The sequence below is a fragment of the Paenibacillus thiaminolyticus genome (genome assembly GCF_003591545.1).
GTDB lineage: Bacteria > Bacillota > Bacilli > Paenibacillales > Paenibacillaceae > Paenibacillus_B > Paenibacillus_B thiaminolyticus_A.
The window spans coordinates 38834-60830 of record NZ_QYZD01000024.1; the positions used below are offsets into that span (position 1 = coordinate 38834).

Consider the following 21997-nt stretch of genomic DNA (forward strand, 5'->3'; position numbering starts at 1 on the left):
GTTGCTCGATTCCTTAATCAGTATGATTGGCTGCTATCCGGCGATCATATAGATTACTATCGTAAATATTTTCTTTTGTTTGGCTAACCTATCCCCGCCCTTGTGCGGGGTTTCTTTTTGCGGATTCGTTGGGGTTTGTAAATAAAATGGAGGGGGAAGCGATGTTATTTCATGATCTCAATGATCTACATATCTAGTCATGGTCATTGATTCCTAATTCGTATTATCCCATTCCTGCTGTCTATTCTGATATTAGATTTCATCCTCTGAGCTTCTTCTCTTTCCGTTAATCTATCCTCTATTTTTATCTTACTCATGTCCTTATTCCTTTTATCTATTTTACAGTTTAGCGTTCATTTCAGTCTCACCCCCAGCCCGCTTCGCAGGTGGGGAGTTCACCTGTATGAAGGGAGAACGACTAGGCTGCGTGAAGTTGAGGTATCCCGAGCCTACGAGACATCTGGCGCCCCAGGTGTAGCTTTACTGCGCGGATATCTATCAAGGTTCCCTGTCTCTTCGGACACTAAACGGGCAGGAGGTTGCCCCCCTTGCGGAGCGAAATAGTATCGTCCAAGGCATCGCTAAAGGGAAAACATATGCAGCGGATATATGGTCCCGCGAAAAATCATTTAGTGACCTATTGTCGGATGGGGCAGAGATGGTCGATAAAAGTGTCATTCAACCTATTAGCAAAGCATCCGAACTGGAAGTCTTCAAGTTAGATTTACTGACGACGAGCTATGAGCAAAACGTGGAGGCGGGCAGGGTTGCTGCGGAAGGAGGCCTCGTCCTTGTAGACACAGCCCTGACTTTAGGGACTGCCAGTGAATATGCCATAGCCAAGAGCGAGAAATTAGTGAAGATGTTCTCCGGTGCTGCAGAGGATGTAGCCACTGGTGCCAGAAAGTTGCCTGACGGGGGGGCTAGTGGTAAAATACCCCTTCATCCTTCCATTTCCCATCATACTAAGAAGAAAGGTCCATCTAAGGATGGCAAGTTCAAAACGCATGCGAAGAGCTTAGGGGAACGGTTCGAAGAGTTGGAAGCGGCTATCGGGAAGCTTCTGGGGAAAATGCCGAAAGACTTGGCGGATCGTATGCCTTTCAAGGTCGCGTACATGCAAAAGGCCGGGACAAACCAAAGAGTTCCGAGTATTGTCAAAAATTCAGACCATCCTATGTACTCCAAAGTGGATGGTGGAAATGGCGGAGGTTCCGGGCGTCGTGCTGAGGGGACGGGAAAAGGTGGTACTAAACTAACAGAACCCTCTTTACCTAATGGAGGTAAGCCTAAAGGGAATTATGGAGTAGGAGATTCCCATGGAATAAAGAAACAAAATGAAACTGCTGATCTCTTGGCTGATCAAGGCTATGACATTAAGATGCTGGATGAAATTGATGGTGGAAACGGTTATGGAAAAATAGAAGGATCGAATCCAGATTTTCTAGTTGAAGGGAACGTATTTGATTGCTATGCACCAAAACCAGATGGAAAGGTACAAAGTATAATAAAAGAAATAGCAGGAAAGACAAAAAAGCAGTCTGGACGAATCGTTCTTAACCTAGATAACTTTCCCGTTGAGAAAGTTGCTGAAATTACCGAAACAATTTTAAGAAAAGCAAACCCGAATGGTGATTTGAAAAGACTTGAAGAATTAATTCTAGTGAAGGATGGAAGGATCACAAGAGTATTTGGAGGGTAGAAGCGAGATGGAGTGTACATTATTTTTAGTCACAAATTTGGACCAAGAAACACTAAAAAGAACGATTTATAACATAGTGTGTGAAGCAGTTGAAGATAAAGTAACTGACTACGAGGACTTTTCTCGCCTTAGCTGTAGATACTTCACACTTGATATTGAAACAGAAGATATTATTAGTCTAGATTTTTTAAGGGAAGAATACGGAATGGAAATTAATGCAGAGATTGGAATCCAATTATTCGGGAAATCATTCGAGAAAGGATTACAAGTGTTGTTTAATATATTCGGCAATATTTTGTTGGCTTTTAATCCTGACATGGTGTTTGTGGAAAATGGTACAGATCAATTATTCAGAAAAGAAAATGACACTGTAATTATAAATACAAAGCTGGATCAATATCAGAAAAAGTATCTATCAAACAAGATAATTAATTTACTACGATTCCCATATATTTATCAGGAGTTATCAAACTAAAAACAACAGGGAGGATAACAGTTATATGATGCAATTCACAGTCGTTTGATACTATCCAAAACGTCCTCCTGTTTTGCACCACGCACCGTCCATTAAGCGGGCGGGGTATAAACGAAGCCAAGCAAATTCAACTTTTCATGCTCCCGCTAAGATTGAACTGAATTGAAATATCATCCAAATAGTGTGGCGGGATGCGGCAATCTAATCGAATCTAATCGGGATTTACGATTAATATCTAGGCTTTGTTGTTATCCATGGATTATTTCGATGTGTCAGATTCAAGATTTAAAAATAGTCGTGTGCTTCTGTATGTCATGTGTGATTCCTGCCTGTAGAGTGTCTAACCTATAAGGGAAGACATTTGAAAGGAGCAAACATTCATGAATCATCCTGTTAAGAAGTGCACTCAGAAGCTAGGGCTAACACATCGAGCGTTTGTTGTCCTGTATGACATCTCATGGGGAAGGCTTCGTAGTTGCTTGTATGGCTACACCGATTCCATCCCAAGCGCCATTCTGAATGTCATGCTACAGCATGGCTACGATAAGCAGGAAGCACAACGGCAATATCTTGTATGGCGAAAATGGAGAGTCCAGCAAGAGGTAAACGCCCTCGCCTCGACAGAAGGGAGAGCGAATCCATGAAACGACTGCCGTTAGATACAGCCTTAACCCTGATGCGGCGGGAGAATGTGCTAGGACATGGATTTGATCTTGATGAACTGATTGAAATCTTCGTCAAGCATGTCAAAGACCCAATGTCGCGGGAGCAAGTCGAGCTAAGCCTCGCTCATTACCTTGCTAAATCTAAACACAACGATGTCGTTCATCGGAATCAAGTCTTAGCAAAAGTTGCTCCGTTCCTTAATCTGTATGATTGGCGGCTATCCGACGATCATATAGATTACTATCGTAAATACTTGCCGTTGTTTGGCTAACCTATCCCCCGCCGTTGTGCGGGGTTTCTTTTTACTGTTTCGTTGGGATATAAAAAAATGGGGGGCGGGGAGTTAGAGGCTTTACGATCTCAATCATCTACATATCTACTCATGATTCATCGATTCCTGATTCGTGTTATCCGATTCCTGCTGTCTATACTGATGCTGGATGTTTTCCACTGAGCTTCTTCACTTTCTGTTATGCTATCCTCAATTTCTATCTTACTCATGTCCTTATTCCTTTTATCTATTCGTATAGCTTAGCGTTCATTTCAGTCTCACCCCCCGCCCGCTTCGCAGGCGGGGAGTTCACCTGTGTGAAGGGAGGACAACAGAGCGTTCCCCTCTTGCGAGGGAGAACGACTAGGCTATGTTAAGTTGAGGTATCCCGAGCCTACGAGACATCTGGCGCACCCAGGTGTACCTTTACTGCGCGGATAGTCGAGACTATCACTCTGTCAAGGTTCCCAGTCCTTTCGGACACTACGACGGAAATCTGGGGAAGTTGAAGTAAGGCATCACATCTTACTTTGCCAAAGGCAAATCTTCCGCTTCTAACGCGACTTCGTTCATGTAATCGAAAAGAATTACATAACCACATTCGGCTGATGAACGCCGAGGCATTTTTTAAGGTGTTCTTCTGCGACCACGGGGAGAGCTTCCGTATTCAATTTAATGATCTTAATAGACCTGTTACTTTCTCTATACGACATGGGTTGCTAGAGTTAAGGGATCCGCATCAACTTTCTTATTAAAATTTCACGTTGGATTCACGCCGCCCAGTGAGAAAATAATAGTGTATACGAGCTTAGGAGAGAACCTCGTAAAGTACAATTTGACGGTACCCGATGAAATCGTGGCAGAAATAAAAGGTTTCGATAATGATACAAAGGATCAACTGCTTCCACAAGAAAAGGAGCTGTTAAAAAGTCGAATAAAAAATTATTGGAGAGTTCATATAACAATTAATCCTGAACTGTGACCCTTAACGTCGACAATATAAAAAAAGCACTACGCTGTTAGAAGATGATTCCTAGTTATTGGTTAGGGGTCATCTTCTTTAATGTCCATTGCTCTCTCGGTGTTGTAAAAGTGAATGTACTTGTTAATGCGAGCACACGAAGCTCGTCAATGCTTGTACAATCTTTGTACTCTAATTCGTCTTTCGTATGACCGATAAATGATTCCATAGGTGAACATTTCCTCTTCGGTTCATGGATTGTCTAAATCCAGCTTCTTTTATCCCCATTGCTGCCCACTGATACGTATTATCTGTCACAGCACTCCCCTGATCAAATTGGTGCTCAAGCAGGCTCGTATATAGGGCAAACGGCGGATATCCCGTGGCAACAAGAACTTATTGCGAAACCCGCGAAGCGTCACGCACTCCTCGTTCATTTGCACGCTGCCTGAGTTGCTAAAGAGATATGCAGTCATCGTCGAACTGGGTCAGCAAAATTAAGGATCGAATATTTAGATATTAGGGGGATGGTAATGAGTTTTAGTTATCTACCTTGGCCATTATACGTGATATTGCTCTTTGGTATGGGCCTATATATTATAGTGTTTGCGATGAAAGGAATTAGGAACTATCCCCGTGATTTTAGTATAGGATTAGTACTTTTAGCAACGGGTTGCATCTTGATTGCCATTAATAAAACAATAGAAAGTCTCAATATTAATAACAGTAAAATTTGGCAAATTGACCTGGTGGCAATTCCTTTGGGGGTAGTTTCCATTGTATTTATTTTTGCTGGTGCCTATAAGGGAACAAAACACGATCCTGAAAAACATAAAGTTGTGCGCATATGCATCTATAGTATCATAGGTACATTTGTAATGATGGGTATTCTTGTTATTTTGGCTTTATATAAATGATTCGATTTGCCTTAGGAGTCAGCTATCTCAAGGAGCTATGGTTTGGCGACTGAAAAGGGGGACAAAAATGAGTTTAAGTTATTTACCATGGCAAGTGTATATTATTATAACGATTGGTGCATCTTTAATAGCTATTGTGTATGCCTTGAGAGAAGCAAGGAATAGTCCTAGAACTATTGTTATCGGAATGTTGCTCATTGGGTTCAGTGGTATTTTGACAGCAATAAATAAATTCTTGGAAACTAAATTTCATAAAGTTCCAATCCTTATTGGTGTTATGGCTTTTATTGGTTTTATTGGAATCACACTCTTTTTTATTGGTGCCTATAAAAAAACAAAAGAAGACCCTGAGAGACATAAAGTTATCCGAATATGTATTTATACCATCATAGGGTCATTAACAGCGATGGGTATTATTGCTCTTTTGGCTATATATAGATGATTCGATTTGCACTTGTCAGGAGTGAATAACCAATGAATCTGCTTCCGAACGGTTCTGTTGTACTGCATTTTACAGACTCGCCACCTGCAGATTCTGAAAGATTTAGAGGGTATTTAGATGAAGGAGAATAAGAGAACGAAACTTTTGTAAATATCAGTTAGAGAAATTCAATGGTACTTAGGGAGTGATTTCTTGCTCTAATAAAGACACTTATAAAAGAACGTTCAGAACTTGAACCAAACGATCCAAAAGTATATGAATACTGGGAAAGGATGACGGAGTTACTAAGTGTTAATATTGTAGAAACCATTCTATTTTTTAATACCTGCTCTGAACAAGAGGTTTACTGGCTTAGTGAAATCTTTGAGGATATCGCGTATAAAGATGCCCCGTTCCATACCGAAGGTCGAGAAATGAGGTCCGGAATAGGTGATCATCCCGGCCTTGGCATATATCGCGTTGCTCAACGCGGTGATGTCGGAATATCCGCAGAATAATTTCGGATTGCGCTGGATCAGTTCATAATCCAAATAGCGGAGCAACTGGTTGCTGTTAAATCCGCCGATGACGGTCAAGATTGCTTTTACACCCGGATCTCGGAACGCGTCATGCAGATCATTCACTCTGGATTCGATTGAGGACGAGTTGAAGTCATCCATTTCTTCCGCATGAGTGGAAAAGGTCACGGTAAACCCCATTTGCTCCAGGCGGCGCTTCGCCAACTCTCGCTGCGGCATGGAAATGAGAGACAAGCTTCTGGAAGGCGCGATAACCCGAATTTCGTCTCCTTGCTTTAGTTTAGGTGCATGCATTGTTGAATCCCCTCCCTTTTCCAGACATTGTATCATCAAATGGAACGAAGTGGTGATCGATCTGAACGCTCCTAACGGAAGTAAGGGACTTCCTTTTTCACATAGAAATTAATATTTTTCCTTATTTTATGAAATGATACACGGGATATGCCGATATATGAAAAAACGGATGCATCCAAATTAAAGGAGAACCAAACAATGACTTCCTATGAGATAGAATTTTCGGCCAAAGAGCTGTCTTACTTTCTTTTCAGGGAAAAAAGATGTCCGGGCTGTGAAGAAATGCTGCAGCGTGCGGAGCTTGGCAAGGGGGATGCCGGGTCAGCCAACAAGCTTGGTATCTATTACAGATGTAGCACGTGCAATGACACTTACTCCTTGACCGATCTTAGTGAAAAAGGTAAGACTGATACGGATACTTCTCGGGGATGATAACATGGCGATACTTTTCTACGATATCAGATAAAACGGTGCAATCGAAATTTCCTAGTAAGCAATCTAATCCTGATGGTTGTCGGTATCCTCATGTGCAGCGGCTCCTTTCGAACCATCCATAAATACATGAAACGGGCCGTTCGAGGTGGAAGGAGAACAACTGCTGTCCATCGTTGATCCGGAGGAAGTCTATCAATTCCAGGTTCGTTTCCAGGCCGACACGATAGTTGAGCCGATTGCGGAGCAAGTGGAATGGATGACCGTCAGGCAAAGCAGGACCCAGGCAATAGCCCCAGCCCACACCCTTCCGTGACAGCCGGCATACACTGGTCTCGACAAAAGCGTAAGGGAGGTCAACCATGCCTGCCGTATCCATGTACAGAAAATGCGCTCAATGCCTGAACAAGCAGGTCAGAATTAGAGCGAAGAATGGCAATGTCTATGTCGGGAAAATCGTGAAGGTGGATAAAAAAAGGGTCTACCTCAAGGTGAGTTCTGTGAAGCATGCGAAGCAAATGCACACTTCCTTTGCCCCGTTCATCTTGCCGCTCGTCCTGTTCGACCTGCTGGCTATCGTGCTGCTGGAGACAAGACCCCGCATTCCGAGAAGAAGACTTTTTTAAGAGAGTCCGCCCTCATTCCGATGAGGGTGTTTTTTTGCGCTGCGGCTTCATAGGCTAGATTCCAAAATGATCATTCGGACACGATATTTATGATATATTTCCTAGTTAATCTTTCCTATAATAGAGATGCGACTGTATTCATTGTATTTGGGAGGTTTCTTTGCAAGCCTCTATACATATAACCGATAGAATGGACAGATATATTCAGCGGGGGGAGAAGGAAGATGGCAATCATTGATGTGATCAAATACGACGGTCCGCCGGATGTATTCGCATGGAAGCATCCGAATCAGGAAATGGGGACGTGGACGCAGCTTATCGTCAATGAATCGCAGGAAGCGATTCTCTATAAAGGCGGACAGGCGACGGATAGGTTCACCGCCGGCCGGCATACGTTAAGTACCGCCAATATACCGGTAATCAGCAATATCGTGAATTTGCCGTTCGGCGGCAAGTCGCCATTCACGGCGGAGGTATGGTTCGTCAACAAGCTTCATTCTCTCAATATCAAATGGGGGACGCGAGCGCCGCTGCAGCTCCAGGATCCGAAATATCAGATGTTCGTGCTGGTGCGCTCATACGGTCAGTTCGGCATTCAGATCGATGACGCCCGCAAGTTCCTGGGGAAGCTCGTTGGCACGATGCCCTTCTTCAGTCAGGACGCGCTAAGCGAATATTTCCGCGGTGTGCTGATGATGAATATTCATGAGCTGATTTCGTCTTATTTCGTTCACCGGAAAATTAGCATTCTGGAAATTAACGCATACATATCAGATATCTCCAAGCATATCCAGGAGCGCGTGGCGCCCGTCTTCGAGGAATATGGCATCCGGCTGTTGAACTTCACCGTCGATTCCGTCAATACGCCGGAGGACGATCCGGCTACGCAGCGTCTGCGGGAAGCGCTCGCGAAGCGAGCGGAGATGGAGATTATCGGGTTCACGTATCAGCAGGAGCGCACCTTCGATACGCTCGCGCATGCCGCGAAGAACGAGGGCGGCACCCATTCGGATCTGATGGGTGCGGGGATTGGCCTCAGCATGGGCTATGGAGTCGGCGGCGCCATCGGCGGCACGATGACGCGGCTGGCCGATGACCTGCAGACTGTGCCGGCCCGGCAGAAAACATGTCCGAAATGCGATCGCCGCAATCCGGAAGACGCTGTCTTCTGTACGGGATGCGGTACGGCATTTGCCGCCTCCGGAGAGGCCGCCCCCCCGGAAGAAGTCCTGTGCGGCGCCTGCAACCGTTCGATGTCCCAGCATTCCAAGTTCTGTCCGCATTGCGGCGACCCGTACAATCCGTGCCCCCACTGCGGGGCGGACAATCAACCGGGCCAAGCCCAATGCGTGACATGCGGGCAAGATATGCCGGTTCCGTGCCGACATTGCGGGGAGAACGTGGAGCCCGGAGTCAAGTTCTGCCCGCATTGCGGTCAGGAGCTCGCGCTCACTTGCGGCCAATGCGGCCACGAAGTGCAGCCGGGACAGAAATTTTGCGTTGAGTGCGGCAATAAGCTGACATAGGGGGGGATGACGGATGAGACAGCTTACTTCATACAAAGGGATTACGACGACGATTTTCGCTATCATCCTTATCGTGACGCTCTCGCTGTTCTTCTCGTTCAGTGAGACTGACACGCGCGACGCCTCCTGGTGGCTGTCGTTAGGCGCCCTCGTGCTGGCGGAGGTCATAAGCTATGGATTCGTGCTCCAAATGATAGAGAGCGGCCACGAATTCAAGGCGTCTGTCCCGGCCTATATGTCGCTGGCCGCGGTCATCACCATTTATGATGCTGCCGTTCTATTGCATATCGTGCTATTCTGGCTTATTTTCGACATCCCGTTCAAAATCTATTTATTCATTCATATCTTGACCTTGGCAGCGATGCTGATCGTCGGCTTGCTTCTCGGCATGGCCAACATATTTATTCGCAGGCAGGAAGCGGACGAGCAGATCCGAATCCAATCGATGAAGCAGCTCTATATCATCCTGCACGGAGCGCGAATGGAGCTGGACAGCTGCCAGCATGCGGACCGCGATACGCTGCGGGAATTGCTGTACAGTCTGGAGGAGCAGCTGAAGTACAGCGATCCGATCTCGCATCCGGCCTTGGTATTGGAAGAGGCCGAGCTGATGGAGAAGGTGCGGCAGTTGGACAGCGGGGTGCGTTCATTCGTTCGCGAACGGCCGACGCTGCATTCCTCGTACGAGTTGCGTCAACTGATGCTGGATATTGCGAAGATCCTTCGTCTCCGCAATGAACGCATGACGGTGATGAAGTAGGAGGAGCGCCATGTCCAGGGAAAGACGAAGCTTGTGGCTCAGCGTGGCTGGGATTGCCTTTATGTTTTTTATCTGTCCGCCTACGGGAATTGCGTTGGGTATCCTTCGCGGCAAATATGATTACAAGACCGCACAGAGGAAAAGAAGAAGCTTTCGCATTGCGGGCGGGATTTCGATTTCCATATTTGTTCTTCTGGTCTATGGACAACTGTTCCAGAATCCGAATCCACCACCCTACTCTCAAGTGATACTCATAGCTGGTGTTCTGTACTTGTTGCCCGGGTTGTCCATGATACGTGCCGGCAATAGGGTCATCAAGTCAGCCGAAAAGGAGGCTCCAGTTCGGTGGATGAAGTGGGAAGAACTGAAAGCCGCACCAGCGGCGCATCGTCCATGGATGTTCCTGAAACGATGGTTCCGTCTTGGCAATGTGCTGCGGGTTATCGGTTTGATATTCCTTATCTTTTTCGGGTTGGCTGTGCTGGTTCTTGCCTTATCAAAACAGGAAAATGAATTGGAAATTCTGATCATCTTTTTCCTTCTGTTCTGCCTCCCAGGCGGTCTCATGTACTGGGCGGGCACGAGGCTGAACCGCAAGGAGAATCAAGCCCAATCGGTACCGAACGGGTTCAGCGGGGAAGGGAAGGTAGGCTCATCGCAAGCGGGCCGGACTACCGATCAAGAATGGAAAAAGTACAGCCGGGAGGCCATCCCGAAGCGGTCGGCCAATACCTATACCGCCGCTGCGGCCAAGGAGACGGCCAGCGCCCAGTCTCCGCCTTCGCCTCCGCGGAGGATGATCTGCCCGGGCTGCGGCGCCCAGAACACCGTCCCGGCGCAAGCGAGCGTAGCTTGTGAATACTGCGGCTCTACCCTGACCAACCTGTAAATAGAAAGGGAACAAGGCTGCGCTCCCAAGCAGAATGCCTGCTTGAGCGGCGCAGCCTTGTTCTGATCGCGGATTACTTCAAATAATCCGGCTCGCTTACTTAATCGATGAACAGGATGCCGTCGAACTGCTCCGCGGGAATGCTGCTAACCGGCATGACGCCGTCATAGTAGGAGATGTTCGGCTGCGTCATCCACGAATTGCCCGGCACGCGCTTCGCATAGCGCATATCGACAAAGGAGAAAGAATGCTCTGCTCCCTTCATCACTTCCTCGATCGAATGCGGCATCGGAGGAAGCACATCGGAAGAACCTCCGGTGACATGCGCATTGCGGCCGCCGCCCATATACAGGCCGATTACGTAGCTCTGATCCTTGAATTCGGTCTTCTGCATCAATTCGCCCATATGGACGCGCGGCAGCGAATTCATCTCTTGTGAGTAGGCTTTGGCGATATGGCCGTTATGGGCCCAGACGATAATCTTCTCGTTCGGATAGACATGGGTGGCGAGCCAGCTCCGGTTGTCGGCCATCATCCGATCACGGTACTCCGAGGATTGGATGATCGACATGTAGTCCATCGATTTTCCGTTCAGGAACGCGGTGGAGTTAATCGAAATCTCCATATACTCCTCGACGACTTGAATCCGGTTGTCTAAGGCCCGTTCCATCAGCTTGACGATATGCGGGTTGTCTGGATACTGCCGCTGCAGCTCCTCGGCACGCTTCGGCAGCAGCGCCCGCACCTGTTGGTACACCTTCAGCAGCTTCGGCTTCGCCTTGCGGTAACCTTCTACATCTTCGGTTAGTTCCCACTCATCCAGCTCTTGCTCCGCATCCTGGAATTGCTTGGCCAGCTTGGCATCGCCCATCCACTCATCCGTGAACAGAGGGCCCTGCGGCTGCATGTCGAAGCCGGCTAGCGCGAGCGGCGTCTTCGTGTTGTGCGTATCCTTGATATATTGGAAAAGCGGCACCGTCTCCTGCGCTTGCCAGATGCCAAATATCGAATCCTTCATCGTCGCGACCGGTTCCCGGGCCCGAATATGGCCGTACGCGGAGGCGGCATTGCCGAGATTCGTCTCGAAGGCGACGACGTTGAAGCCCAGCTCCTGGTGCAAATATTGAATCATCCGCGTCTTGGCTGAATTATATTCCGCCGCGCCATGGGAGCTCTCGCCCAGGTAGACAATGCGCTTGTCTTGCAGCAGCGGCTTCAGCCCGTCCAGATCGGCGAAGCGTTCGGCAGGAATCAGGGCATGCGTGGCTGCCTCCGGCTGGATGGAATCGAGCCCGATGGCGTTGTCCTTCATCCACTGCTTCCACTCCTGCCGGGCTTCGGTGCTCGTGCGCGCCCGGTCCGGGGCCGCCGCCGTCCCGGCAGACGACTGCGCTGCCGCCTTGCCCACTCCTTGCTTGTCATTCGCTGCGGCTTCCCCGTGCGCTGTCGCTCCGAAGGAGAGCAGCGTGCCGCAGGCAATAACGGAGGCGAGGAGCACTGCGGCTCCCCGGCGCGTCCAATCCGATAACGTCATATTCAAGGTCATATCCTCCTAGGTTTCGTAAGTAATCTGTCTCTCTATTTCATAGATAAGGCCATTATTGTAGAAATGCCGGTGCTTTTACCTGATCAATATACAAGATGCCGTCATACTGCTCCCGCGGCACGAAGACTTCCGGCAGCATACCGAAGTAGAGGGCGGAGCGCGGCTCGCTCATCCAGGAGCTGCCTTGGCTCTTCTCCGGATAGCGCAGATCGACGAAGGTATAAGGACGATTCGCGGTCTTCATTAACGACTCGATCGAATTGGCCGGAACCGGCTGCACCTCGAAGGTCTCTCCCAGATTATCCGCGCTCGTTCCGCTTCCCATATACAAGCCAATCGCGTAGCTGTACGGCCCGAACATCGTATTCTGCATCAATTCGCCCATGAAGCGGCCCTCCGGCATGAACGATTGCTCCAACCGCGAAGTCGCCTTGCTGATATGCGTATTGTGGCCCCACACGATAATCTTCTCCGTCGGATAGATTTCGGTCGCCATCCAGAGCAGATTGTCTGCCATTGCCTGGTCGCGCCATTCCATCATCTTCATCATGCCGGAATAATCGCCTTCCTGAGCCGTCACATTCGCCTTGATACTAAGCTCAATGTACTCGTCGACTAGGCGGATGCGATCGTCGAGCATTCGGTTCATCATCGCAATCAGATGCGGGTTGTCCGGGTATATCTTCACCAAGTCCTGCTCCTGCTTGGCCACCTTTGCCCTCATATCCTGGTATAATTTCAACAAATTAGGCTTTTCTTTCGCGAAGGCTGCCAGATCCTCCGAGCTCATCCACTTCCACATCGAACGCTCGGCTTCCACATACCGGGCATTAAGGCCATCATCCTTCATCCAATCCCCGGCCAGAATCGGCCCCATCGGCTGCATATCGAAGCCTGCCAATTGCAGCGGCTGCTCCGTAGCTTGAGTTTCCTTCATGTATTGGAACAGCGGGAGCGTCTCCTTCGTACGCCATTGCGGGAAAATGGAGGTCTTCAGCATCTCTTCCGGCGTCTTCGTCTTCATGTTGCCGAAGGCGGTTGCCGCATTGCCCAGCGGAGATTCGAAGGCCACGACGTTGAAGCCCAATTCCTGATGGAGAAATTGAATCAACCGCGTCTTGACCGAGTTGAACGCAGCGACTCCGTGCGAGCTCTCGCCGAGATAGACGATGCGCTTGTCGAGCAGCAGCGGCTTCAGCATATCCAGGTCGGCGAAGCTGCCCTCGGCGGCCTGACCGTCCTTCGTCGGAGCAGGTTGAATCGTGTCCAGCGCATACGCATTCGTACGGAGCCAGTCTTCCCATTGCTGTCTGAATTCCGTCGATGCCGTGCCGCTGACGGTGGCTGCCGATGCGGCTGCAGCCGGGCTTGCTTCTCCATATGCGGCAGGGGCCCATGAGAACAAGGCGCTTACAGAAATGAGGGATGCTGCGAAAAGCTGTACGGAACGTCTGGTCCATTTTGTCATATGAGGCTTCAAAATATCATCTCTCCCTATATAGTATCTTTCCTTTTACATATGAATCATGGTCACAAGGACCGATGCGTTGCTATTGAACCATATTTGCGATCCGTTGCTATTGAATCATATTCGCTTCCGAAATGATGCATTCATCTTACAACGGAAGGAATGCCGTCGCCTTATTTATGTAATGAACGGAGCGATTTTGCGGGTGAGCGGCGCATCTTGGAGGTCGAATGAACAGGATAGGAACGATGCTGCGAGGACAAGAGAGACAATACTATACATTATGGAATGAATGGGTTTCTGTTGCGCCATGGAATACTAGACTAACTACTTTCAACAGAGGACGAGTCTGGCTGGCAAGTGTAAAGAATCGTGACTATCGACATATTGTTCGTTTTCGGGGCGGGGGAAAGAGTCGAAATAGCATTTCCCGGGCAATTTCCGACGAAAAGGCGAATGAATCGACAATGTCATTGACAAAATGTCGGCTTTGGACTAGGATACGAAAGTGCGCGATGCGCAAGGCAAGGAAGGAGCAGAGTTCATGATAGAAAAGTTGTTCAAATTAAAAGAACATGGCACAAATGCCCGCACCGAGATGACAGCGGGCCTTACCACGTTCTTGACTATGGTATATATTGTCGTGGTCAACCCGGCTATCTTATCGGGGGCAGGGGTGCCGTTCCAACAGGTGTTCACAGCGACAGTCATCTCCGCCATTATCGGAACATTGACCATGGCATTGGCGGCGAACCATCCGATCGCCGTCGCGCCGGGCATGGGAATGAATGCGTACTTCACCTCCGTGGTCGCTTCGCATGGCGTCAGCTACCAGGCCGTCTTCGGCACGGTATTTCTGGCGGGGATTCTATTCCTGCTGCTTACCTTTACGAAGCTGCGCGAGACGTTGATTGAATCGATCCCGGCGCCGCTCAAGTTCGGAATCACGGCAGGCATCGGGTTATTCATCGCCTTTATCGGTTTGAAATCATCCGGCATTGTGGTGGCCAACGAATCGACGATGGTCGCTTTTGGCGACCTGCATCAGCCTGTCACGATCTTGACGCTGGCGGGCCTGTTCATCACGCTGGTTCTGATGGCCCGCAAGGTGAACGGCGCCTTATTTATCGGCATGGCACTGACCGCCGTCATCGGTTACTTCATGGGCTTGATGAAGTTCACAGGCGTCGTGGCGCTCCCGCCGGCCCCGGTACTGTTCGACATCGATATTTCAGGCGTCTTCACGCATGGGCTGTACACGGTCGTCTTTGCTTTCCTGCTGGTGACGATCTTCGATACGACCGGCACGATGATCGGCGTTGCGGAGCAGGCGGGTCTGATGAAGGGTAACTCTTTTCCGCGGGCGAAGCAGGCCTTGCTGGCCGACGCCTTGGCGACGACGGCAGGATCGCTGATGGGCACGACCCCGTCCAGCGCCTATGTGGAATCGTCGGCAGGCGTGGCCGCAGGGGGACGCACCGGCTTGACCTCGGCCGTCGTCGCCGGGCTGTTCTTCCTGTCGCTCTTCTTCTCGCCGGTTATCGAGGCGATCTCCTCGCTGCCGGCCATTACCGCTCCGGTGCTGATCATTGTCGGGTGCTTCATGATGGAGGGGCTGGCCCGCATCCAATGGAAGCAATTCGATGATGCATTCCCGGCATTCGCGATTATGATCAGCATGCCGCTGACATCCAGCATCGCGACGGGAATCGCGATTGGGTTTATTACTTATCCGCTCATCAAGTTGTTCAGCGGCAAAGGACGGCAAGTGCACCCGATCCTTTATGTCTTCGGCGTCATTTTCGCGCTGCAGATGGTCTTTTTCCCGGCGCATTGAGGAAGCCTGTGTGCACGGACTTACTAGGGGCACTCGCCCAAGCCTGGCGTTGACTGACTACGCCGGGCCTTTTTATATGGATAATTCTTCATTGTCTGATCCTGTATTTCCTTCGTATAATTAGGAGGACGGTCAGGGGCGTACGGCGTCCCTGTTCCTTGTCCAATAATACATAGGGGGAGACATGACGATGAGATGGACCAAGTGGGTCAGATGGATCGCGCCGCTGTGGATGGCCGCATTGCTCCTAAGCGCTGTTCCGGCGCATGCGCAGGCCGAGGAATGGGATTGGGAGGAAGAGGGCGTCGAACTGAATATGGAGGATATCGATGATGCTCTCCTTCAACGGGTGCAGCAGGAAATGAAGAAGCTCGCGGGGAAAGAGATTGAACTGACCCATGCTTATCAATCGGATGAGATGATTTATCTTACAGGCGCGAACGAATACGACTTTGCCAGCTTCCTTATCGAGGATATCGATAATTCCCTGTATGTAAGCGCGGCAATTTCCTATAAGGAAGTGCCGAACAAGGAGAGACAAGCTGCGGAGAAGGCGCTCACGGCGCTGGACGGGAAGAAAAAATTCAAATTTACCGATGTCTATACGGCGAAAGGGGCAGCAGAAAAGAGCATCACTTATTATATCAATAGCGATGATGCAAGCGTAGTGGTCAGCAATGGCGCCGTTATCTTCACGGGGATTGAATACCCGGCGGCCCAAGCGGATAAAAAGGCGTTGTCCCGGGCGCAGGAAGCGCTCAAAGAGATGTCCAAAGCGGCGGGCGTGTCCGCTCCGAAGCTGACGGAGGCCATCCGTACCAAAGCCGTGGACGGCGATGTCTGGATCTTCAACGACAGTGACGGGAAGGCTTCCGTAGTCGTAGGGACAAAGACGGGGAAAATATGGAGCGTCTCCGTACTAGACAACAAGCCCATTGATTATGATCAAATGGAAAAAATGGCGAAGAAGATGAGCAACGAGAAGAAGATTGCCGCTATTTCGCCCGTCGTCAAGAAAATTTCGGGAATCGGCATGAAAGGATATTCCGTGTCCTGGAGTCCGGACTACCCGATGATGTTCGAATACACGAAGAAAGGCCAGCCGTCGATATACGGAATCATATCTTCCTCAGGGAAGTTCACCGCGATTTCAATCCAGCCGGCAAAAGGCATAGCAGAATAAAGCAACCATGGAATGGGCTGCCCGCCCGGCTCGGCATGAGCTGGCGGAGCGGCCTTTTTGCGCGTACTGCCTTCGAAATGGGTAAAAATTCAAATAAACTAGAAATTAAAGGAAAAACAGGCAAGCTTAGCATGGAGAACCTCCCCGGTCCTCTCATATAATGAAGGTACTTGATGAGTCATTTACTATAGATGTTTTACCAACATGGCAGGGGGAAGCAGACGATGAGAAAAATAGGATGGTCACAATGGGGGATTGCGGCAATAACAGCTGCGCTGCTGCTTGGCGCGGTTCCGGCACATGCACAGATAATGAGCGATGTGTATGGGGAGAGCGAGGCCGACACGTATGACGGTTCCCGTTCGGACGAGACCCGGTTGGAAAAGGTGGAAGCGTCGGTCCTGGAGCAGGTGCGTTCCGGAATGGAGCGGCTGGCGGGCAAAGAGATCGAGCTGGATTCTGCGGCTGACGCTAGCGGCACCCTTACGATCTACGGCAAGGATAACCGCAACTATGCGAGGATCTTTCCAGACGGACTGATGACTATCGAGGTGACGATACCGTATGCAGATCTAGGAGAGCGGGAGAGAACCGCGGCGGACAAAGCAATCAAGGGGCTAGATGGAAAAAATAAATTCACGATCACCCGTGCCGTGCGCACCATGGATTCCAACAGTTCTACCATCAGGAGCGAGCTTTATGGCAAAGGCGTCTGGGTATCGCTCAAAAATGGCATCGTTGAGAATGTATCGCTCGACTACCCGTTAACGAAGACGGACAAGAAGATGAGCACCCGAGCGCAGCAGGCTGTCGCTCGTATGTCGGCAGCCGCAGGAGTCAAGGCGCCGAAGCTGACCACTGCTACACGGTACAAATCGCAAGATGAGAACGTATGGATTCTGCAAGATCCGAATATGAATGTGCTGGTCACGGTCGGAGCGAAGACCGGGAACATATGGGGCGTCGCGTTCAATGAGTATGCCAACGATGGGGAAGCGGCGGATAAGGCGGCGGCCAAGCTGACGAAGGAGACTGCGGTTGCACTTGCTGCGCCTGTTGTCAAGCAGATCTTCGGTCTGGATCTGACCGGCTACGGGATGAAGCGGGACAAGGATGATCCGTCAATCATCCTGTTTACGAAGCGGGGCCAGCCGACCGTAGAAGGATTTCTGAATGGGAAAGGAAAATTCAACACGTTCAAAGTCACTCCGGCCATAGGGGCAAAGGAATAGAATCGTAATGCAGATAGGCATGCATGGTATCTTCGGACGCGGTGCATGCCTTTATTATTTTATTGGGTGCGCGAGTTGTACGGCAGCAAGCATGTGCGCAAATAGTTACCGGAAGGCCCCCAAGACCCGCTCACGGAAGTCCGGAACAAGGAGAAGCGCAAGCTTGTCATCTCAACCTGCATCATTCCGCAGTTCGACCCTGCATGCCGATTATGCTACCCTTCGCCGTTATCTCATCGAATACGGCTCCCTGGATCGGCAACCCGACGGAAGTGCCAATTGGGTGAAAAAGTAAGCCGAGCCTATCGTAGAACAGCGGTTAAATAAACGGAGTTTCCGCAAACGGAACGAGCACTGCTGCAGCATGGCGCGTTTCTCATACAGCAGCAGGCAAATTACCTTGAATTGTCAGGGCTGGCACGGCCGGTACCATAAGAAGGCTCACTTTACACGAGGGCGGAAATCGAGATATTATGGACATATTCATATGCCAAGCTTTGGAATGCTATGCGGTTCCAAGTCCCGGTTTGGCACCAAGGAGGAGGGTATATGTTGCTACAGTTTCCGAAGCCTGATGTAGAACAGTATTTCCAGACGACGGTCATTCGCCAGTTCGCGGTCAGCCGGGATGAGAGCCGAATCGTGTTCAGCAGCAACCTGAACGGCCATTACAATCTGTGGGCGATTGAGATGGAGGGGACCGCTTTCCCTTACCCGCTGACGTATATCAATCAGGTCAGCAGCTTCATTGCCATTGACCCGGAGCAGCGTCATATTCTGTGCGGCTTCGATCGCGACGGAGACGAGAACTATCACATTTATGCGCTTCCGACAGCCGGAGGCAAGCCGATACCGCTGTTCGAGGCGGATGAGAAGGACAAGATGTATTTCGCCCACCTGTCCGAGGACGGGGAGAGATTATATTATTGCACAAGCCGGAATAATCCGAATTTTTTGAATAGCCGCGTATATCATTTCCGGACAAAGCAGGACGAGCTGCTGATAGAGGGACAGGGCGCAGCAACGGATCTGGAGGCGGTCAGCCCGGGCGAGGGCCGCTTCGTCTACGGCCATTCCTACAGCAATACCTATCGAGTGCTCTATGTCCGCACCGAAGAAGGCGATAGTCCGCTGGTACCCGCCGAAGAGGGCGAGGTTCACCGAAGCAGCGGCGCTATCTTTGTGGATGAAGACACGATTGTCTTCACCACGGATTACAAGGCGGAGTATGCCTGCGCGGCGTCGTACCATATCCCGAGCCGCCAATTTTCCGAGCTGTGCCGGATTCCGCAGGAAGGCATCATCGAGATCAAGTGGCACAAGGACAGCCGCACGCTCTACTTCGTCACGGAAAAAGGCGTTGAGGATCGTTTGTACCGGTTCTCGCTCGATGCACGGGAACTGGAGCCGATGGAGCTTCCGAACGCGCTTGTCGACCAGATTCATGTCGCCAAGTCTGGCGCCGTCTACCTGCTCGCCCGTGGAGCCGCATCTCCGACGAATATTTACAAGCAAGCGGACGGCGGCTGGAAGCAGTTGACCCGGAACATGCCGACCGGACTGACGGCCGAGCAGATGGTAGATCCGGAAGTCGTCACCTATTCCTCCTTCGACGGGATGGAGATCGAGGCGCTGCTGTTCCGGGCGAAGGAAGAAGCGGCCAATGGCTACACGATATTCTGGCCGCATGGCGGGCCGCAAGCGGCGGAGCGCAAGCAATTCCGCAGCATGTTCCAGTACTTCCTCGCGCAGGGCTACCATATCTTCGCCCCGAACTTCCGGGGCAGCACCGGGTACGGCAGCTCGTTCGTGAAGCTGGTCGAGTGCGACTGGGGCGAAGGCCCGCGACTCGACTGCGTAGCCGGGATGGATTGGCTGTTCGAGCAGGGCATCTCGTCGAAGGAGCGCCTATTCATCGTAGGCGGCAGCTACGGCGGCTATATGACGCTGCTGCTGGCCGGACGCCATGCGGATTATTTCCAGGCGGCGGTCGATATCTTCGGCGTCAGCAATCTGTTCACCTTCTACCATTCGGTTCCGGACCACTGGAAGCCGATGATGGAGCTCTGGGTCGGCAATCCGGAGCGCGACAAGGAGCGCTTCATCAAGGATTCCCCGATTACCTATCTGGACGGCATGACGAACCCGATGCTGGTCATCCAGGGCGCGAACGATCCGCGGGTCGTCAAGGCGGAATCCGACCAGATCGTCGAGCAGCTCCGCCAGCAGGGCCGAGATGTCGAGTATATCGTGCTGGACGATGAAGGGCATGGATTCTCGAAGAAAGAGAACGAGATGCGGGTGTACCGCGCTATCGTCGATTTCCTGCAGCGACACCAAGGGTAGGCGCAGGCAGCAGACTGTCCCCAAGAGGCCGAGAGGCCCGGGGACAGTTTTTTGATCGGATGACGAGAGCTTGACCCTTCTACCGGAGGGGGGAAGTATGAGGCATGGGACCTGGCTTCCCGCGAGAAGCGGGAGGGACCGATCGTCGGCTCAGGCGCCGTACTTCGGTATGGTGCGGACCTTGACGAAGGAATACAGTGATGGTTGGAAGCCCGGGAAGCTATCCATTCCAATGCTGCGGAATGACGATGCCCCGGACTGGCTGGCCCAGTTATCGATACGTCGTTATTCGGCTGTCTTTCAGCCAGACAGTTCAGGAGCCGAAGGGCTTGTTCGCCGTTGGGCGGGGGAGTATTCATGCGGCATTACCCCCGCAGCAGCAGGGCCGTCTGTTGAATTGCGGAATAACCGAAGTAGATGCCGAACCCGATAAGCGACCACCCGGCCACGATCGAGATCCATTTCATCAGGCGCGGGGAGACCGCTCTTCGGCTCAGGTGGACGAGGAGCGAGACCGTGAAGTCCCATAGACATACTCCGGCAAAAATCGCGCAGCTTAACCATAACGCTTGGCCATTCCCCGACGATTCCAGCGTTTTGGTCATGACCGATCCATAGATGCCGATCCAGAATACGATGTTCATCGGATTGGCAATCGCGATGAGGAAGCCGGACAGGAACGACGATCCGACGGATCCCTTCCGGGCAGGACTGCCGGTGTCCCCCGTATCGATGACGGTACGGGCGTCGCGGATGCTATCATACCCGAGCTTCAGCAGCACTCCGCATCCGAGGACCCAGATGATCAGCTTCGCCAGCGGCGTCGTGAGATAGGCGGCAGCTCCAAAATAAATTATCAGCATGAACACGACGTCGGCGCACATTGCGCCGATGCCTACAAACCAAGCGTTCCAGCGATCCTGAGATCGGAATATAAGGGATAGCCGCCGCACGACATAACAGGCAGGATGCCGTTGCATCCTGCCTGCGTTCATTGCCGTCGATTTAGAATGTTTGTAACCCGGGGCTCCCATTTGACCGAACCGTCTATGTCCCTCGAGTCTCCCGGTCAGGACGCCTCCGGTAAATTTTTATACAGCAGGCGACGGCCCCAGCCCGTCCGGAAGAACACCCGCTCCAGAATAAAATAGAGCTTGTTCGCCGTCCAATACAGGCCGAGCGCCACCGGCATCCGCCACAGAAAAAGCAAGGACAGTCCGGTCGCCAGCAGTGGCAGCAGGCTGCGGCTCAGGCCGCTGCCGGTTCCGGCCAGCTCGGCCGTCAACGGGATCAGCATGCTGACGAACGATACCGCCGCATAGGCGATCGGAACGATATGCCACGGATCGGACTGCGCGAAGGAGGCGACCCATGGGACGAGCAAGGAGCTCATCGCGCTTCCGTGAGCAGAGAACAATTGATACAGCGCATAAATAATCGGCATTTGCACGAGCAGCGATGCCAGCTGAGAGATAGGGCGAATGCCGTATTTGGCATACAGCTTGCCCGTCTCCTGAAGCAGTCGATCATTGTCTTCGCCGCATTGCGTGCGAACCGCTTGCAACTCCTTCTGCATTCTCGCTTGCCGCAGCTGCTGCCTGGACGTGTGCAGGCTCGCAACGAAGAGCAGGCCGCGCACGGCCAGCGTCAATATAATTACGGCGATGCCCCAATCCCCAATCAGGCCGTACAGCCCCGACAATACCATATACAATAAATCTGCTATCCCTTGTAAAAGAGCCATCGAGATCCCTCCCTGTGAATGTACATTGTTGATGATTCACAGAGAGAGGCTGCGGTTCATCCAGGGTCCGCTTTCCGCTGCGGCGCGGGATTTTGCTCCGAATGCGCCGCAGACCGGCCAGGAGGGGATGAACCGCTGTCTCACCTTCGGGAGGAGCGGGAA

19 protein-coding genes and 1 pseudogene are annotated in these 21997 nt (G+C 51.1%); 15 read left to right on the plus strand and 5 right to left on the minus strand.

Features of this window, described 5'->3' with window-relative positions; all coding sequences use genetic code 11:
- Positions 1-658: 658 nt before the first annotated feature.
- The 5 genes from DQX05_RS31000 to DQX05_RS21525 all read left to right on the plus strand — a co-directional run bounded on the left by DQX05_RS31000 (position 659) and on the right by DQX05_RS21525 (position 5434).
- Positions 659-1702: a CdiA C-terminal domain-containing protein gene (locus DQX05_RS31000; RefSeq protein ID WP_182914856.1), complete on the plus strand. Its 1044-nt coding sequence runs from the start codon at positions 659-661 to the stop codon at positions 1700-1702.
- A gap of 7 nt (positions 1703-1709) precedes the next feature.
- Entirely contained in the window at positions 1710-2177 is a 468-nt protein-coding gene (locus tag DQX05_RS21505) for a hypothetical protein (RefSeq protein ID WP_119795522.1), read from the plus strand.
- Positions 2178-2817: 640 nt separating this feature from the next.
- Positions 2818-3114 carry a hypothetical protein gene (locus tag DQX05_RS21515; protein ID WP_119795524.1) on the plus strand — a complete coding sequence of 99 codons (297 nt, stop codon included), beginning with the start codon at positions 2818-2820 and terminating at the stop codon, positions 3112-3114.
- 1494 nt (positions 3115-4608) lie between these two features.
- Positions 4609-4992, plus strand: a complete 384-nt coding sequence (locus DQX05_RS21520) for a hypothetical protein (protein ID WP_119795525.1) — start codon at positions 4609-4611, stop codon at positions 4990-4992.
- Positions 4993-5059: 67 nt separating this feature from the next.
- Positions 5060-5434: a hypothetical protein gene (locus DQX05_RS21525; RefSeq protein WP_119795526.1), complete on the plus strand. Its 375-nt coding sequence runs from the start codon at positions 5060-5062 to the stop codon at positions 5432-5434.
- 383 nt (positions 5435-5817) lie between these two features.
- On the opposite strand, the pseudogene DQX05_RS21535 reads toward DQX05_RS21525, so the two are convergent.
- Positions 5818-6246: pseudogene (locus tag DQX05_RS21535) on the minus strand (LD-carboxypeptidase); the annotation flags it as partial.
- 580 nt (positions 6247-6826) lie between these two features.
- Here DQX05_RS21535 and DQX05_RS31005 point away from each other — a divergent pair.
- The 5 genes from DQX05_RS31005 to DQX05_RS30380 all read left to right on the plus strand — a co-directional run bounded on the left by DQX05_RS31005 (position 6827) and on the right by DQX05_RS30380 (position 10479).
- Positions 6827-6994, plus strand: coding sequence for a hypothetical protein (locus DQX05_RS31005; protein WP_182914857.1), 168 nt, complete (start codon positions 6827-6829; stop codon positions 6992-6994).
- A 46-nt stretch (positions 6995-7040) separates the two neighbouring features.
- On the plus strand, positions 7041-7304 hold the full coding sequence (locus tag DQX05_RS21545) for a hypothetical protein (protein WP_119795528.1): 264 nt from the start codon (positions 7041-7043) through the stop codon (positions 7302-7304).
- Positions 7305-7528: 224 nt separating this feature from the next.
- A complete protein-coding gene (locus tag DQX05_RS21550) occupies positions 7529-8830 on the plus strand; it encodes an SPFH domain-containing protein (RefSeq protein WP_119795529.1) in 1302 nt (433 codons plus the stop codon).
- Between the two features lie 13 nt (positions 8831-8843).
- Positions 8844-9590, plus strand: a complete 747-nt coding sequence (locus tag DQX05_RS21555; protein WP_119795530.1) for a hypothetical protein — start codon at positions 8844-8846, stop codon at positions 9588-9590.
- A gap of 349 nt (positions 9591-9939) precedes the next feature.
- A complete protein-coding gene (locus tag DQX05_RS30380; RefSeq protein ID WP_147385219.1) occupies positions 9940-10479 on the plus strand; it encodes a hypothetical protein in 540 nt (179 codons plus the stop codon).
- Between the two features lie 100 nt (positions 10480-10579).
- Here the strand turns inward: DQX05_RS30380 and DQX05_RS21565 are convergent, their stop codons facing one another.
- Both DQX05_RS21565 and DQX05_RS21570 read right to left on the minus strand, forming a co-directional pair.
- Entirely contained in the window at positions 10580-12025 is a 1446-nt protein-coding gene (locus DQX05_RS21565; protein WP_259392163.1) for an erythromycin esterase family protein, read from the minus strand.
- 52 nt (positions 12026-12077) lie between these two features.
- Entirely contained in the window at positions 12078-13505 is a 1428-nt protein-coding gene (locus tag DQX05_RS21570; protein WP_119795533.1) for an erythromycin esterase family protein, read from the minus strand.
- A gap of 532 nt (positions 13506-14037) precedes the next feature.
- Between DQX05_RS21570 and DQX05_RS21575 the strand changes: the two genes are divergently transcribed.
- The 5 genes from DQX05_RS21575 to DQX05_RS21595 all read left to right on the plus strand — a co-directional run bounded on the left by DQX05_RS21575 (position 14038) and on the right by DQX05_RS21595 (position 20091).
- The gene (locus DQX05_RS21575) at positions 14038-15330 is read left to right on the plus strand and encodes an NCS2 family permease (RefSeq protein WP_119795549.1); all 1293 of its coding nucleotides are present in this window, start codon (positions 14038-14040) and stop codon (positions 15328-15330) included.
- A gap of 190 nt (positions 15331-15520) precedes the next feature.
- Positions 15521-16513: a hypothetical protein gene (locus tag DQX05_RS21580; protein ID WP_119795534.1), complete on the plus strand. Its 993-nt coding sequence runs from the start codon at positions 15521-15523 to the stop codon at positions 16511-16513.
- Between the two features lie 224 nt (positions 16514-16737).
- Positions 16738-17745 carry a hypothetical protein gene (locus DQX05_RS21585; RefSeq protein ID WP_119795535.1) on the plus strand — a complete coding sequence of 336 codons (1008 nt, stop codon included), beginning with the start codon at positions 16738-16740 and terminating at the stop codon, positions 17743-17745.
- Positions 17746-17836: 91 nt separating this feature from the next.
- Positions 17837-18040, plus strand: a complete 204-nt coding sequence (locus DQX05_RS21590; RefSeq protein WP_259392169.1) for a DUF2087 domain-containing protein — start codon at positions 17837-17839, stop codon at positions 18038-18040.
- Positions 18041-18294: 254 nt separating this feature from the next.
- Entirely contained in the window at positions 18295-20091 is a 1797-nt protein-coding gene (locus DQX05_RS21595; RefSeq protein WP_259392164.1) for a S9 family peptidase, read from the plus strand.
- 365 nt (positions 20092-20456) lie between these two features.
- On the opposite strand, the gene DQX05_RS21600 is transcribed toward DQX05_RS21595, so the two are convergent.
- Positions 20457-21071, minus strand: a complete 615-nt coding sequence (locus DQX05_RS21600) for a LysE family translocator (RefSeq protein WP_259392165.1) — start codon at positions 21069-21071, stop codon at positions 20457-20459.
- Positions 21072-21160: 89 nt separating this feature from the next.
- Positions 21161-21835, minus strand: coding sequence for a YidC/Oxa1 family membrane protein insertase (locus tag DQX05_RS21605; protein WP_119795537.1), 675 nt, complete (start codon positions 21833-21835; stop codon positions 21161-21163).
- Positions 21836-21997 lie beyond the last annotated feature (162 nt).